General features: G+C 58.6%; 13 protein-coding genes. 1 reads left to right on the top strand and 12 read right to left on the bottom strand.

The features are described 5' to 3' along the window. Window positions 1-35 precede the first annotated feature (35 nt). From K341_RS0107150 to K341_RS0107095, 12 genes are all read right to left on the bottom strand, one after another. Entirely contained in the window at window positions 36-1,010 is a 975-nt protein-coding gene (locus tag K341_RS0107150; protein WP_009349026.1) for a sugar phosphate isomerase/epimerase family protein, read from the bottom strand. Window positions 1,011-1,049: 39 nt separating this feature from the next. Further along, window positions 1,050-3,038: a TonB-dependent receptor plug domain-containing protein gene (locus tag K341_RS0107145; RefSeq protein WP_009349028.1), complete on the bottom strand. Its 1,989-nt coding sequence runs from the start codon at window positions 3,036-3,038 to the stop codon at window positions 1,050-1,052. 75 nt (window positions 3,039-3,113) lie between these two features. Then, the gene (gene msrB / locus K341_RS0107140; RefSeq protein WP_026762328.1) at window positions 3,114-4,268 is read right to left on the bottom strand and encodes a peptide-methionine (R)-S-oxide reductase MsrB; all 1,155 of its coding nucleotides are present in this window, start codon (window positions 4,266-4,268) and stop codon (window positions 3,114-3,116) included. Window positions 4,269-4,299: 31 nt separating this feature from the next. Beyond that, window positions 4,300-4,995, bottom strand: coding sequence for a uracil-DNA glycosylase (locus K341_RS0107135; protein ID WP_026762327.1), 696 nt, complete (start codon window positions 4,993-4,995; stop codon window positions 4,300-4,302). Between the two features lie 10 nt (window positions 4,996-5,005). Next, entirely contained in the window at window positions 5,006-5,971 is a 966-nt protein-coding gene (gene folK, locus K341_RS0107130; protein WP_009349032.1) for a 2-amino-4-hydroxy-6-hydroxymethyldihydropteridine diphosphokinase, read from the bottom strand. A 2-nt stretch (window positions 5,972-5,973) separates the two neighbouring features. Continuing rightward, window positions 5,974-6,339: a dihydroneopterin aldolase gene (folB, locus tag K341_RS0107125; protein WP_009349033.1), complete on the bottom strand. Its 366-nt coding sequence runs from the start codon at window positions 6,337-6,339 to the stop codon at window positions 5,974-5,976. Between the two features lies 1 nt (window position 6,340). Next, window positions 6,341-7,189 carry a dihydropteroate synthase gene (gene folP / locus K341_RS0107120; protein WP_009349034.1) on the bottom strand — a complete coding sequence of 283 codons (849 nt, stop codon included), beginning with the start codon at window positions 7,187-7,189 and terminating at the stop codon, window positions 6,341-6,343. Further along, window positions 7,186-7,776 (bottom strand): GTP cyclohydrolase I, encoded by a 591-nt coding sequence (gene folE / locus K341_RS0107115; protein WP_009349036.1) that lies wholly within the window; start codon window positions 7,774-7,776, stop codon window positions 7,186-7,188. Before folE ends, folP begins: the two co-directional genes overlap by 4 nt. A gap of 33 nt (window positions 7,777-7,809) precedes the next feature. Continuing rightward, window positions 7,810-8,952, bottom strand: coding sequence for a carboxynorspermidine decarboxylase (gene nspC / locus K341_RS0107110; RefSeq protein ID WP_026762326.1), 1,143 nt, complete (start codon window positions 8,950-8,952; stop codon window positions 7,810-7,812). Then, window positions 8,952-10,151, bottom strand: coding sequence for a saccharopine dehydrogenase family protein (locus K341_RS0107105; RefSeq protein WP_026762325.1), 1,200 nt, complete (start codon window positions 10,149-10,151; stop codon window positions 8,952-8,954). The genes nspC and K341_RS0107105 overlap by 1 nt, the downstream gene beginning before the upstream one ends. Window positions 10,152-10,240: 89 nt before the next feature. Then, the gene (locus K341_RS0107100) at window positions 10,241-12,247 is read right to left on the bottom strand and encodes a methyl-accepting chemotaxis protein (protein WP_009349040.1); all 2,007 of its coding nucleotides are present in this window, start codon (window positions 12,245-12,247) and stop codon (window positions 10,241-10,243) included. A 337-nt stretch (window positions 12,248-12,584) separates the two neighbouring features. After that, window positions 12,585-14,591: a methyl-accepting chemotaxis protein gene (locus tag K341_RS0107095; RefSeq protein ID WP_026762324.1), complete on the bottom strand. Its 2,007-nt coding sequence runs from the start codon at window positions 14,589-14,591 to the stop codon at window positions 12,585-12,587. A gap of 213 nt (window positions 14,592-14,804) precedes the next feature. On the opposite strand from K341_RS0107095, the gene K341_RS0107090 reads away from it, so the two are divergent. Then, window positions 14,805-16,034, top strand: coding sequence for an FAD-dependent oxidoreductase (locus K341_RS0107090; protein WP_026762323.1), 1,230 nt, complete (start codon window positions 14,805-14,807; stop codon window positions 16,032-16,034). The last annotated feature ends 52 nt before the right edge of the window (window positions 16,035-16,086 follow it).

The following is a 16,086-nucleotide window of genomic DNA, read 5'->3' as shown; positions in this document are numbered from 1 at the left end:
CTTTATAAGACAATTAATATTTTATCATACAGTCATCACCGAATCGCCGCCGTCTGCGCCGCGAGTTTTTCCTCCCAGTCCGTCGTATCCGTGGGGATAAACTCATGGACAAGCCACTGCGGGCGCACGCGGTCGACGATCTCTCGCGCACGCGCTGTATGGAGCGGCGCGTGCCGGTCGATGCGCAGCACATAGTCGATGGACTCGTGCGGCGTCGGACGCTCCGGCATCTCGCCGCGCCTCGCTGCCTCCTGCACAGTGCGCGCATGCGCCCCCGAGAGCGATTGATGCAGGTGCAGCCCACGGATGCGCGCGGCCAGCTCCTCGTCGCAGCGTGCAAGCCCCTCGATCGTATCGAGCACATAGTCGACGCCCTCCTCCTCCGTGCGCAGATCCCAGTTCGTATTCATGAGATGCCCTGTGTCAAGCATAAAGCCCGTCCGCTCGTGCGGTGTCTCCTCAATGAGGCGCACGGCGAGCGCGGGGTCGCGAAAGGTCAGTCCCGGCCACCAGAGATTTTCATAGAGCAGCATACACTCCTGAGGCAGCGCCGAGACGAGCTCGCGCACAACCTCGATCGTCCCCTCGACGACATCCCTGTCGTCGTAGAAAAAATTGCGCGCAAAGATCTCGCCCTGCCCCGCGTGCGCGACGTGAAAAACGGCGTACTCCGCCCCGCACGCTCCCGCGACGCGGAAGTTATCACGAAAGCGCGTCAACCACTCCTCGCGCGAGTCGCCGAAGATGCAGCGCACCTGCTCTGGTGCATAATCGCGCGCAAGCAGCTCCTCGTTGCCGCGCCAAAAATGCATCCAAGAGGGGTAAAACCACAGATGAATGCCGCGCACGATGCGCCGGGGGAAAAGCCCCGTGTCCTTCGCATCGCAGACCATAAACTCAATGCCGTCAAGCCCGTAGCGCTGCAAAAGAGACTCCACGCCCTGCGGCGTTCCGCCCGGCAGATTGCAGATGTCGCAGTCCGCACTTGAAACATTGATGAGCTGCACCATTTCGATTCTCCCTTAAATCGTTTTGCAGCGTCTATCCCTTTAGAACCTGTAGCTGTAACTCAGCAGATAATTGATAGGCGCCGTATAATAAACTGTTCCGCTGTGCATCGTCGTATCCTTGCGGTCGAGCACATTGTCAATCCGCAGACTGATCTCACTGTGATCGTCCGGCGCATAGCTTGTGTTCCACGTCGTGAGCAGATAAGGCTTTGCCGCATAGGAACGCTGTGCCGACGGTGACTGCACGCGCGAGGCGAGATAGGACGCCGTGAGTGCGGAGTTCCATTTCCCTTTTTGATAGTGTATGCCGCCCGTAAGCTGAATCTTGCCAAACGCGCGGTCCCACCCGCCCGCAACAGCCGTGCTGTTCGTCTCCGGGTTCTGCCACGTCAGTCCCCAGTTGTAGGAAAATCCGTGTGTCCCCCTAATATCCGCGGAGAGCTCCACACCCGTATTGCGGAAATCCTCATTCGTGTATTGATATTCGGTTCTTCCCGTATTCACCTTTGCCGTGATATTATCCTTAACGTTCATATGGAAGAGTGCGGCTTTCCATATGTGTCCGCCGTGCGATTTCTTCCAGCCGATTTCGTAATTAACCCCCGTCTGCGGACGCAGATTGGATGCAGGCAGCTGCCGCCCGTTCTCCCCGTACATCTGCGCGAAGGTCGGCATGACAAACGACTGACTGATGTTCAAATAGAGACTGCTCTCGGCGTTCAGTTTATGCAGCCACTGTCCCGATGCGCTGAGATTGTGGAAATTCTGCCGCTTCGCCGCGCCCGTCGTCCACGTCTCGCGCAGACCGAAGATCCCCGTATTGCGCTCGTCAAAGCGCTGCTCCCACTGACCGAAAATACCCCAATTGTTGCGGGAATATCGGTCGTCCTTATTACTCGCGACCGTCGGGAGCGCGGCATAATATTCATGCTCGAAATCGACACCGAGAATCGCCGTCGCCTTAGCATTGACCTGCCATGTCCGCTGAAGATCCAGCCCGTAGGTCATATTTTTCTCGCGCGAATCGTAGAACCCGTCCGGCGTGCGCGCGCCGCCCCTTCCGTTAAAGTACACCGATCCCGCAAATTCCATCGTACTCGTATTAAAGTACAGACTTCCTTTCCAATCTGCATCATGGTAGTTGAGCTGGGTGACGTACTGCTTCGTCTCGTATTTGCGGTTGTTATACGGCTCTCCGATGGTCAGCGGGATGCTGCCCGCATGACGCGCCATCACATAGCGTTGGTAACGCGCAGAGGATTCATAGAGATTGAACAGGAAATCCAAACGCGGGTTGATATGATAGCCGATGCCAAGATTTTTCTTCTCTACATCATGAATGTCCGTCCGCGTTTCTCCCTTGAACCGCGTCTGAGCAACATTCGTATAGGTCAGCCCGTTTTGATGTCCCCACTTATCGTAGTTATAATACACGCTGAAGCGGTCATCCCCGACGCTCATGCCGGCACTGCGCTGTCCATAGCTGCCGAATCCTGCATGAACCTCGTTCTGCACGTGCTGCTTCGTGATGATATTGACAACGCCGCTCACCGCTTCACTGCCGTAGAGCACGGATCCGCTGCCCTTCACAACCTCAATGCGCTCGATAGCGGATGCCGGAATCGCATCGAGATTGTATTTTCCGCGCCACGAGATCGGATTGCCGTTCATGAGTACAAGCGCGCCGCCCTTTACGCCGCGCAGATTCACCTCGTTCGTCATAGATCCCATCGACGCACCGTTCGGGCCAAAGGATTTGTATGTAAATCCATTGACCTGTGCAAGCGCATCGGACGCATGTGCCGCTCCGCTCGCCTTGATCTCATCCGCCGTGATCACCGTCGTCGCCGCCGGAACATCCACATCGTTCTTCTCGCTTCGAGTCGCCGTCACAACGACGTCCCCCAGCGTGTAGGTGTCCATGCCCTGCGCATCATCCGCTGCCGATGCAGCATAGGCGTGATGACCGGACGCGAGCAGTGCGCCGCAAACCAGGCGCGCAAGAATTTTCCCCTTTTCCATTTTCATAAAAACATCTTCTTTCCATTGAAACAAGAATACAGCGCTGCGCCGCAATCCTCGGAAGCGGCACAGTTATGAGCTTTATTGATTTTCAAGAAGATAGAGATAGTCACCGTAGCCCTCCGCCTCCATGTCCTCCTTCGGGATAAAGCGCAGGGAAGCGCTGTTGATGCAGTAGCGCAGGCCGCCGCTCGCCTGCGGGCCGTCGTCAAAGACATGCCCGAGATGCGCGCCGCTGCCCGCCGCCGTGACCTCCGTGCGCACCATACCGAACGAGCGATCCTCATGCTCCGCGATGAGCGCATCGTCGATGGGGCGCGAGAACGCCGGCCATCCGCAGCCCGAGTCATATTTGTCCGTCGAGACAAAGAGCGGCTCGCCCGTCGTGATGTCGCAGTAGATGCCCGCGCGGAACTCGTGATCGTATTCGTTGCGGAACGGCGGCTCGGTCGCCTTTTCCTGCGTCACCGCGTACTGCATATCCGTCAGCTTTTCCTTCAGCTCCGCATCCGACGGCTTTTCATAGGTGCGGCTCGGACGCTGTGCCGTCTGCTTCTCTGCGGCGGCTTTCTCCGCGGCGGCGTGCTTTTCACGCATCTCCGCGATCTTTGCGGGCGAGATGTGGCAGTAGCCGTTCGGGTTCTTTGTGAGGTATTCCTGATGCCCCTCCTCCGCGCGGTAAAAATTCACAATCGGGCCCATCTCAACGGCGATCGGCTTGCCGATGCGTTTTTGCAGCGCGTCCAGCGATGCGCGGATCGTGCGCTCGTCCGCCGTCTCGCTCCCGTCCGCGTTCGGCACATAGTAAATCCCCGAACGGTACTGCCGCCCGACGTCGTTGCCCTGCCGATCCTGCGTCGTCGGGTCAATCGAGTCATAGAACACATTCAGCAGCTCGTCGAGCGATACAATGCGCGGATCGTAGACGACATGCACCGTCTCCGCATGTCCGCTGCCGCTGCATACCTCCTCATAGGTCGGGTTCACGGTCTTGCCGTTCGCATAGCCGCTCTCGGCGGAGACGACACCGTACACGAGACTCGTATAGAGCTCCGTCCCCCAAAAGCATCCGCCCGCGAGATAGATCTCCGCCTGCCCGTCCTTCGGCTGATTTTTCTGTACGATGCCGCGCGGCATCTCCGCAGATGCCTTCGACGACGCACCCGGCGCGCCGCAGCCGCCGAGACAAAAGACGAGTCCAAGTGCGCAGACGAGACGCATTCCCTTGATATTCATATGGATGCTCCTTTCGAGACGAGACTTTCGTTCATACATTGATTTCCTCTGCCGGCGGCAGCGCCCACTCGATCGGCGTCTCACCCGCGCGTACGAGGAAATCGTTCACGCGCGAGAACGGGCGGCTGCCGAAGAATCCGCGGTGTGCCGAGAGCGGGCTCGGATGCGGCGACTCGACGATGAAATGTGCGGGATTCGTGATAAGCGCGCGCTTGCGCCGTGCGGGACTGCCCCACAGGATGAACGCCAGCGGACGCTCCCGCGCGCCGAGCAGACGGATGATGTGATCCGTGAACTGCTCCCAGCCATGCCCCTGATGCGACGCCGCCGCATGTGCGCGGACGGTGAGCACGGTGTTGAGGAGGAGCACGCCGCGGCGCGCCCACGGGATGAGACAGCCGTGGTTCGGCGGCGCGATGCCGAGATCATCCTGCAGTTCCTTGTAGATGTTGAGCAGGGACGGCGGCGGCGCAATCCCGACCTGCACGGAGAACGAAAGCCCGTGCGCCTGCCCGTCGCCGTGATAGGGATCCTGTCCAAGGATGACAACCTTCGTATCGGCAAAACTCGTATAGTGCATAGCATTGAAAATCGCATACATATCGGGATAAACGCGCCGCGTTCGATATTCCTGGATGAGAAACGCGCGCAGCTCGCTGTAATACGGCTGTGCCATCTCCGGTGCAAGCAGCTCCTGCCAGTCGTTTTGAAAAATTGCTTTTGCCATCGCATTCTTCCTAGATTCTGTCGTAAATTTCAAAGATACAGTCTTTTCCTGCGCGCGCCGCCGTCCGTGCAAAATCCGTGAGCGGCGGCAGAAAGGTATCCGCGCCGTATCTGCCCATGAGACGCGTCACATGCGCGCGATGCACATACGGCAGGAGCACGCGGTAACATTCCTCCCCGCCAATCGCAAAGATGCGGCGCGCCGCATCGGAATCCAGCCGCCCGAGCAGATGCCAAAGCGCCGCGAGGTCGTGTACGATATGAAAGCCGTCCGCGCGGTCAAGCGTCCGCGAGAGCACGATGTTCTCCCGTCCTGCGAGCGGCTGCTTGCCCGGCAGGCTCTTCATCGTGCGCCGCCCCATGATGACGATGCCCCCGGTCGTCTCCGCACGGAAATGCGCCATATCCTCGGCGCAGGACGTCAGCAGTCCGCCCGCGCGCCCGATGCCCATATCCTCATCCACCGCCGCGATGAGTTCGAGCGGATAGGGTGCGGCCAGCTCCGGCGCGCGCACAATGCCGGACGTATCAACTCCCGCACACCACGCTGTCACCGTCTTTCCGCGCACGACAAGGCGCGGCTCAATCTCTGCGAGCGGCACGAGCACAAAGGCGCGCTCGCAGAGGTAGGGATGCGGCAGTGTAAGCTCCGCCCCCGCCGTCTCCACGTCATCGATATGCAGGATATCAAGGTCGATCGTACGTGCACCCCAATGCTCGCGCCGCACCCTGCCGAGATCGCGCTCTATCCCCTGCAGTACCTCAAGCAATTCCTGCGGTGACATGTCAAACGTGACGCAGGCAGCGGCATTGAGAAAGGACGGCTGATCCGTCTTTCCCCACGGGGGCGTCTCGTAGAACGCCGATACCTCCGCAAGCCGCATCCGAGGATGCGCGGCGATGCGGCGCAGAGCCTCCCGCATCGTCTCGCCGCGGTCGCCGAGATTTGCCCCGAGCCCGATGTATGCCGTCTGCATCGTCACCGTCCCCTACGCCGCACAATATCGACGCCCACATCGGCGAATACGCCGCCGATCGGTGCGTCCGGCTTGTGCACGGTCACGCGCACGGCGCGTACGCGCGGGAACGCATCGAGAGCGCGCACCGCGATCTCCTCGGCGACGGCTTCGATGAGGCGTTTCGGCGCGCCCTCCACAACGGCGCGCACGATCTCATAGAGCTCCGCGTAGTTCGCCGTCGCGTCAAGGTCGTCCCGCGCCCCCGCCTCGTGCAAATCGAGCAGCAGCTCCGCATCCACGACAAATCGCTGCGAATTCTCGCGCTCATGCGGGAGCACGCCGTGACATGCAGAGAACGTCATGCCGCGCAAAAAAATTCGATCCATATTACGCCCTCAATATCGCATCCGTCATCCGGCACATGCGCGCGATCGGCTTCACATCATGCACGCGCACAATAGACGCACCGCGCAGGATTCCGAGGACGCACGCCGCACCTGTCGCCTCCATGCGCTCCTCCACGGGCAGGTCAAGCGCCGCTCCGATAAAGCTCTTGCGGCTCGCGCCGAGGAGCAGAGGATAGTCCGCCCCGTCATAGGAAATCAGCTCGTCCATACGCCGCATCACATGCATATTCGCCGCGGGCGTCTTGCCAAAGCCGATGCCGGGATCGAGGATAATGTTCTCCCTAGACAGCCCCGCCGCATCCGCAATTTCCATGGAGACTGTAAAAAATTCCCGCATCGCCGCGATGATATCCCTGTCGTATTCCGTGCCGTTTTGATTGTGCATGACGACGACGGGCGCGTTCGCCGCTGCCGCCGCGCGCGCCATTTCGCCCGGCTCTTCGGCGTATTGCAGACCCCAAATGTCGTTGAGGATGTGCGCCCCCGCCGCGAGCGCCGCACGCGCCGTCTCCGCCTTGAACGTATCGACGGAGACGGGCACGGGGCATTCCCGCAGGACGGCTTCGAGCAGCGGCATCAGCCGCTCCATCTCCTCCGCGGCGCCCATCGGCACAAAGCCGGGACGGCTCGATTCCGCGCCGACGTCGACGATGTCCGCACCGTCCCGTACCATCTCTTCCATATGCCGGAGCGCGCGCTCCCGCGTATTCCATCGCCCCCCGTCCGAGAACGAATCGGGCGTCACGTTCAAAATCCCCATGACGAGCGTGCGCTCTCCGAGCGTCAGGCTCTTTCCGTCACGAAACCGATAGATTCTCTTTGCCGTCATTCATGTACTCCCAGCATCTGCCACGCGGCGGCAGACTCCGCCGCATCCGACCGGAACGCACCGCGGCATTCCGCCGTGACCGTCTGCGTCCCATGTGCGCGCTCCCCGCGCATCATCATGCAGAGCTGCCGCGCGCGAACGACGACGAGCACGCCCGCCGCCCCGAGCCCGCGCATGATCTCATCCGCGATCTGCGCCGTCAACCGCTCCTGCAGCTGCGGTCGCGCCGCATAGAGTGCGGCAAGCTGCGCAAAGACGCCGAACCCCGCCACACGCCCGCCCTGCGGACGGTAGACAATATCGACCGTCCCGAAGAACGGGAGCAGATGATGCTCGCACATGGAGTAAAAGGGAATATCCCGCACGGCGACGAGTCCCGCCGTGTCCTCGGTCATCGTCTCCGCCCACAGCGCGGCGGGATCGTTCCGCAGCCCCGCAAAGAGCTCCGCGTACAGCTCCGCCGTCCGCGTGGGCGTCTCCGACATCCCACAGGACATGGCGTCAACGCCCAACGCCGCAAGGAACTCCCGCATCGCCGCCGCCGCACGCGGGAGATCGGGCGCTCCGCCCCGGGTCTGCTTTTTCATTGATTCATGCTCCTTTGATTCCCACCACACCGCTCACAGCCGCATCTTAAAGTCCTCATAGCCGAAGGAGCGCACGATCTCCCACGCACCCGACGGATCGACGGCGACGATGTGCGGGAGCGGCATCCCGTTGAACGTGTTGTTCTTCACCATCGTGTAAATCGCCATATCGCCGAACACGACGCGGTCGCCCGGCGCGAGCGGCGCGTCAAACGAATACGTCCCGATCGTGTCACCCGCGAGACAGGTCGGCCCCGCGAGCGTATAGGTATGCGCCTTCTCCCCCGCTTCGCCCGCGCCGACGACGGGCGGACGGTAGGGCATCTCAATCACGTCGGGCATATGGCAGGCGGCGGACGTATTGAGGATCACGTTGCCGTCCGCGCGCACATCGAGCACGGACGCCGCGAGATACCCCGCATTCAGCGCGACCGCCTCCCCCGGCTCAAGGTAAACGGCGACGTCGTAGGTCTCCTGCACATGACGAATCAACTCTTCCAGCAGGGCGATGTCGTAATCCGCGCGCGTGATGTGATGTCCGCCGCCAAAATTCAGCCATTTCAGCCCGTGCAGATAGTTCCCGAACTTCTCCTCCACCGCTGCGAGCGTCACGGCGAGCGCGTCCGCCCCCTGCTCGCAGAGCGTGTGAAAGTGCAGACCGTCGATCCCCTCGGGCAGGGTCTCCGGAAATTCCGCGATCTTCACGCCGAGGCGCGAGCCGGGCGCGCACGGATCGTAGATCGCGTGCTCCTGCGTCGAGCACTCCGGGTTGATGCGGATGCCGCAGGATGCCCCCTGCGCGCGTGCCGCCGCGCCGAATCGTTCCCACTGGGAAAAGGAGTTGAACACGATGTGATCACAGATCGCCGCGAGCGCAGTGATTTCCTCCGCTTCATAGGCGGGCTTAAAGACGTGATTTTCCTTGCCCATCTCCTCCTGCGAGAGCCGCGCTTCGTAGATTCCGCTCGCCGTCGTCCCCGCGAGATACCGCCCGATGAGCGGATAGTAATAATACATCGAGAAGCATTTTTGCGCGAGCAGCACCTTTGCCCCCGTGCGCTCCGCAAGCCCCTTGAGGATTTCGAGATTGTGCGTCAGCAGCTCTTCATAGACGAGATAGGAGGGCGTCGGCACCGCCGCCCACTCGGGACGCCGCTTTCCGCACTGCGCCGCCATCAGTCGACCAAGACAGGATTACGGTTCTCCTGCCACGGCAGCCCCCACCGGTTCAGCGCGTCCATGAACGGATCGGGGTCGAACTCCTCGATGTTGTAGACGCCCGGCTTTCTCCATTTGCCCGTCATGACCATCATCGCGCCGATCATCGCGGGCACGCCCGTCGTGTAGGCGACCGCCTGCGAGCCGACTTCCTTGTAACATTCCTCGTGGTCGCAGACATTGTAGAGGTAGTAGTTCTTCTCTTTTCCATCCTTCTTCCCGCGGAAGATACAGCCGATGTTTGTCTTGCCCTTTGTCCGCGGGCCGAGGCTTGCGGGATCGGGGAGCACCGCCTTGAGAAATTGGAGCGGAATGATCTTGTGTCCCTCGAAGTCGATCGGCTCGATCGACGTCATGCCGACGTTCTCCAGACAGCGCAGATGCGTCAGATAGCTCTCGCCGAACGTCATAAAGAAGCGGATGCGGCGAATGCCCTTGATATTTTTCCCGAGGGACTCGAGTTCCTCGTGATGGAGCAGGTACATATCCTTCTTCCCGACCTCGGCGAAGTCGTAGACGCGCTTGATCTCCATCGGCTTCGTCTCGACCCATTTTCCATTTTCCCAGTAGCTGCCGTTCGCGGAGACCTCGCGGATATTGATCTCGGGATTGAAATTCGTTGCAAACGGATAGCCGTGGTCGCCGCCGTTGCAGTCGAGGATGTCGATATAGTTGATCTCCTCAAACTCGTGCTTCAGTGCGTACGCGCTGAATACGCCCGTTACGCCAGGGTCAAAGCCCGACCCGAGCAATGCGGTCAGCCCCGCGTCGCGGAATCGGTCGCGGTACGCCCACTGCCAGCTGTATTCGAACTTCGCCGTGTCCTCCGGCTCGTAGTTCGCCGTGTCCACATAATGTACGCCCGCCGCAAGGCACGCGTCCATGATGTGCAGATCTTGATAAGGAAGCGCGAGGTTCAGCACAACCTCGGGTTTGAACTCCCGCATCAGCGCGGTGAGCGCGGCCACATCGTCCGCATCGATCGCCGCCGTCCGAATCTTCGTCCTGCCCCCGCCGAGTTTCTCTTGGAGCGCATCGCATTTCGACTTCGTACGCGAGGCGATGAGGATCTCCTCGAACACCTCCGGGTTTTGGCAGCATTTATGCACGGCGACGCTCGCCACGCCGCCCGCGCCGATGATCATTGCTTTTCCCATGAAAACGCCTCCTTTGTATATCCTCTATCATACAACAGCAAACGGGGCACTGCAAGTGCAATGCCCCGTTTTTGAAAACTCTGCTTGTATTAGAGTTTGAACTTTTTCGTTTCCTCGGCAAGCTCTTCGGCAAGGTTCGAGAGACGCCGCGTCGACGCCGCGATCTCCTCCATGGAAGCCGACTGCTCCTCGGTCGCCGCAGAGACGTTCTGTGCGTTGTCCGCATTCGCCGTGCTGACCTTTTGGATCTCTTCGACCTGTGCGCGCACCGTCTGCGTCTCGCCCTCCATCTGCTGGATGCCCGCCGTGATGCCCTGTACCCCGTCACCGAGATCTTGAATCGCATCATAGATGGACTGGAACACGCCGTCCGCTGTCTGTACGGACTCGAGCCCGCGCGCGACATCTGCGCTGCCGCTCTTTCCTGCCTCCATCGCACGATCCATGTCGCCCTGGATGGACTGCATCGTCTGGGAAATCTTCTTAGAGAATTCTCCCGACTCCTCGGCAAGCTTACGGACTTCCTCAGCAACGACCGCGAAGCCGCGTCCATGCTCGCCCGCGCGCGCCGCTTCAATGGCGGCGTTCAGTGCGAGCAGGTTTGTCTGCTCCGCGATGCCCGCAATGACGTCGACACTGCGGCTGATCTCCTCGGAGCTGCGTCCGAGCGCCGTGATCGCGCCTTCAATGGTCTCCGATCCCGTCTTGATCTGATGCATGTAGTTGACGACTTCATCGATGGAGCGGCGTCCTTCGTTGACGCGCTCGACCGTATCGCTCGTCACCTGAGCCACTGACTCTGCACGCTTGGACATCTCCGCCGCATGATTCGAGATCGCCGCCGCGGCCTCTGATACGGAGCGAGATGCCTCCGACTGACGCTCGACGCCTTCCGCAATCTCCGTGATAGACACAGCAACGTGGTTCGACGCCTCTGCCGACTGCTGGGATGCATCCGTCAGCGCCCCGGCTGATTCGGAGAGATCACCCGCATTCGCCTGAATCCCCTTGATGAGCTTGTTGAGCGTGCGGCTCATTTGGATGAACCCGTCAGAGAGCTGCCCCATCTCGTCTTGGGACGTAATGGTCTTCGGTATCTCACGCAGATCGCCGCTGTTCAGAATCTCGCAGACGCGGACAATGCGCTTGATGCCTTCCGCAAAATTATGGGAGATGAAGAAGATGATCGCCGAAATGGCAAGAAGCATCACGATGGTCAGCCCCGCAAGGATCAGAAGAAGATGATGTGCGCTTGCGAGGATCTCGTTGTCCGACGCCTCGGACATGATGACCCAGCGGCGCCCCTCGAGATGTACCGGAACGAGAATTCCCGTCATCTCCTCACCGGACTCGCGCTCATAGTGTGCTGTTGCGGGTGCATCCTTATCGAGGGCTTCCTTGAACGCCGTCACAAGGCTCGGCGAAATCTTCACACTCGATACTTCCTTGCTGAAGTCAAGCTTGCCGACCTGCTGCTGCTCGTTCGGATGGATGATGACGAGTCCCGACTCATCTGCGACCACGAGCTGTCCCGTCTTGTATGTCGCCATTGAAGCAAGCGTCTCGTCGAAGTTCGAAAGTCCGACCGTTCCCGCAATGATGCCCTTGAGTACGCCGTTGTCCTTCACCGGAACCGCGATGACCACAACGACCTTCCCCGTAATCGACGAGATGACAGGCTCGGAAATGACGGTTTTCTGTGTCTGTACCGCCCTCTTAAAATACTCGCGATCCGCACGGTTGAGGACGTTATTGTCCACATCGAACCCGGTGCCGTCGAGATTGATGTAGCCTATGTTCGAGAATACATCCGTATCCCTCTTGAGCTCCTGCATCTTCGCGAGCTTTGTGGCGTCATCCCCATGGATCATGGAGTCATCACGCGCCATTGCCTCTAGCTGCACCTCGTTCATGCCGAAAACACGCTGCACCTCGAGCGCCGCCTGCTTGCCGATGCCTTTGCCGATCGTTGCGGCGTTCTCGTCGAGCATACCGCTCGACATCTTATAGCTCACGCCAAAGAATACGAGAAAACCGATCAGCACAACGGGCAGGACAAAGGCAAGAAACTTCGTCCTGATAGACTTAAACTGCATTTTTCCTTCTCTCCTTAAAAAACCACATAGATTCCCATTCACATACTACTATTGCGATGAATCGTATCATATTTTTCCAACATTAACAAGACATACCATAATTAAATTATTAACATATAATGGTAATAAATATTCAAATTCTTCATAGAACACATTTGCATCATCCCGATCCCTTAATAACATATGCCGACCTCACAGGAAACTACACCGCTGCGTCCTTGAACGATTTATTGCGACATACCGTATTCAAGATCAAAATCAAAAAAGGGCTTGCTGCACATATGCTGAAAAACATTTCGTGCAGCAGCCCTGCTGTATCATAATACTATGGTGAATATTATAATTTGAACACCTTTGTTTCCCCGGCAAGCTGATCCGCGAGATTCGAGAGTGTCCGTGTCTCTGCCGAGATCTCTTCCATCGATGCCGACTGTTCCTGCGCCGCGCCCGAAACGGACTGCACACCGCTCGCGTTTGACATGCTGACCTCCTGCACGGAGACAATCTGCTCGCGTACCGTCTGCGTCTCGCTGTCCATTTGACGAATGCCGTCGGTAATGCCCTTCACGCCCGCATCAAGCTGCTGAATCGCAGCCGAAATCGACTGGAATACTTCATCCGCGGTCTGCACCGAGGTCAGACCGTTGCTGACGTATTCACCGCCGCGCCTGCCCGCCTCAATGGCGCGCTCCATATCGGACTGCACGGACTGCATCGTCTGCGAGATCTTCTTGGAGAACTCGCCCGATTCTTCGGCGAGCTTGCGGACTTCCTCGGCGACGACTGCAAATCCGCGCCCGTGCTCACCCGCACGCGCCGCTTCGATGGCGGCGTTGAGCGCGAGCAGGTTTGTCTGCTCCGCGATGCTCGCGATAACGTCAACGCTGTGGCTGATCTCCTCAGAGCTCTTTCCAAGCGCCGTAATTGCGGCGTCGACCGTCTCCGATCCGGTCTTGATCTGCTGCATGTAGCTCACGACTTTGTCAATCGAGTGACGCCCTTCGCGGACGCGCTCGATGGTATTGTTCGTGACCGCGGCGACTTCCTCCGCACGCTCCGACATCGTCGCCGTATGCTCCGAGATCGCCGTCGCCGCGTTCGTCACCGAGACTGCCGACTCATGCTGCTTCTCCGCACCTGCAGCAATCTCCGTGATGGTGTCCGCCACCTGCGTCGATGCATCCGCCGACTGCTGCGACGCATGCGATACTGCTTCCGCCGACTTAGAGAGCTCAAGGGCATGGGACTGGACATTGTTGATGAGATCATGCAGCGTCCTGCGCATCTTGATGAAGCCGTCGGAGAGCTGCCCCAGCTCATCCTCCGAGGTGATTGTCTTCGGTCTGTCGCGCAGATCCCCGTCATTCAGGAGATCACATGCGTGAACCACCTTTTTAATATTGACGGCAAAGCTGTTCGTCATCATGAAGACAATGCCCGACACGAGAAGAAGCATCACGAGCGTCAGCCCTGCGAGAATGCCGAGGAGACTGTTTGCTTCCTCACGAACCTCACGCGTCGCCACCTCGCCGATCACGACCCAGCGGCGGCCGTCAAGCTGCACCGGTACGAGCATTGCCGTCAGATCCTCGCCGTTCCCATCCACATAGTGAACAACGGTCGAATCGTTCTTGTCGAGGACATCCTTAAATCCCGCGACAAGCGGCGCCCCATTCGGCTTGTTTGGAATATCTTTGCTGAGATCAAGTTTACCAACCTGCGACTCATCCGTCGGATCTATAATAACAATGCCGGATTCGTCCGCAATCATCATATGACCTGTACGGTGCACAAAAAGGTTCTTAAGATCATCGTTGAAATTCGAGAGCTTGACCGTTCCGGTCACCACTCCGATAACGGTGCCGTTCGCCTTCACGGGAACCGCAATGACCGTGGCAACTTTTCCTGTACTCCCCGATATGAGCGGCTCTGAGATCACGGTCTGCTGTGTTTGCATGACTTTTTTGAAATAATCCCGACCGGAACGCTCGATCTGTTCGCCTTCAACGCTGAACCCTTTCCCTGTCATATCAAGATAAGAGATCACAGAGAATACCTGCGCATTCTGCTTCACTTGCTTCATCTTGGCAATTTTTGCAGCATCATCCCCATGCAGAAACGCGTCGTCGGACGCCATTTCTTCCAAATGCGCTTTGTTGCTTTCAAAAACCCGCCGCACCTCGAGTCCCGCCTGTTTTCCGATGCCGACGCCAATTGTCTCGGCATTTGTATCGAGCATATCGCTTGCCGTCTTGTAACTGACCCCAAAAAACACGAGGAAGCCGATGAGCACGATAGGAAGAACAAGCGCTAAAAACTTTGTCCTAATAGATTTGAATTGCAAAATACCACACCCTCCTTGACCCATGAAATAATTATATCTATCTGCTCATCTTTCCAGCGCATCTTATCGCTATTTTATATTATTGTCAAGTCTTTAAGTCTCATAAAAGTAATTATCAATCACTGCAAAACTCTTTTGTATCATCCCGAAAGTATGTTATAATTACTCATGTGTATGCAATTATTTTAGGAAACAAACGAAAGGAATCTTTCTATGGCTGTTCATGTCATCAACGAGGCACGCCGCTGTCTCCAGTGTAAAAAGCCGCTCTGCCGCATCAAGGGATGCCCGGTTCAAACCAACGTCCCGGAGATGATCCGTCTCTTCCTCGATGGGAAAATCAACGAAGCAGGCGCAATGCTTTACGACAATAATCCGATGAGCGTTTTCTGCTCCCTCGTCTGCGACCACGACGCGCAGTGCGAGGGCAACTGCATTCAGGGACGGCGCGGCGCGCCGATCCAGATCTCGAGCATCGAGCACTACATCTCTGACACCTACCTCGATAAGCTCGTTCTCACGCGCAAGTCCTACAATGGTCACAACGTCGCCGTCATCGGCGCGGGTCCCGCGGGCATCGTCGTCGCGGTGAAGCTCGCGCAGGAGGGATACGGCGTCACGATCTTTGAGCGGATGCAGCAGATCGGCGGTATGCTGCGCTACGGCATCCCCGATTTCCGTCTGCCGCCCTCCACAATCGATCGCTATGGAGAAAAGCTGCGAACACTCGGCATCCACATCCGTCCGAACACGACCATCGGCAGTGCGCTGCGCGTGGACGATCTCTTCCGCGACGGGTACGAGGCGATCTTCATGGGGACGGGCGCATGGCGCGCCAAGGCTCTTAAAATTCCCGGCGAGACGCTTGGCAACTGCCACTATGCGGTCAACTACCTCCAGAATCCGGACGTCTATCACCTCGGCGACCGTGTCGCGGTCATCGGCTCGGGCAACTCGGCAATGGACGTGGCGCGCACTGCCATCCGCAAGGGCAGCCGATACGTCACGATCTACGCGCGGCGCAACGGCATCTCCGCGAGTGAGCGCGAGCTCGAGTACGCACTCATGGACGGCTGCGAAATTGAATATGCCAAGGGTATTCACTCCGTCACCCCGGAGGGGCCGATGATGTACGACCGCGTCTTTGACGAGGAGCAAAACCTCATCAGTGAGGGCGCGCCCTACCTTATCCCCGCTGACAGCACGGTCATCGCAGCGAGCCAGGGCGTCAAGGACAAAATTGTGCGTACGACGAAGGGCGTCACGCTCAACGAGAAGGGGCTGGTCAAGATCGACGAGAACGGCATGACGGAGCGCGACGGCGTATTTGCCGCAGGCGACGTCGTCCTCGGCCCTTGGAACGTCGTGCAGGTCGTCAAGGACGCAAAGCACGTTGCCGACGCGATGATAAGATATCTTGAAGCACGCAGCGCTGCCGTATAATCATACATTTTAGCCGCACCACTCGGTATGGCAGTTCACAAAAACTAATTTC

It is taken from the genome of Centipeda artemidis DSM 19719, from assembly GCF_000426665.1.
Lineage (GTDB): Bacteria > Bacillota > Negativicutes > Selenomonadales > Selenomonadaceae > Centipeda > Centipeda artemidis.
The sequence above is the reverse complement of the archived record's forward strand: the minus strand, read 5'-3'. Positions and strand labels throughout refer to the sequence as shown.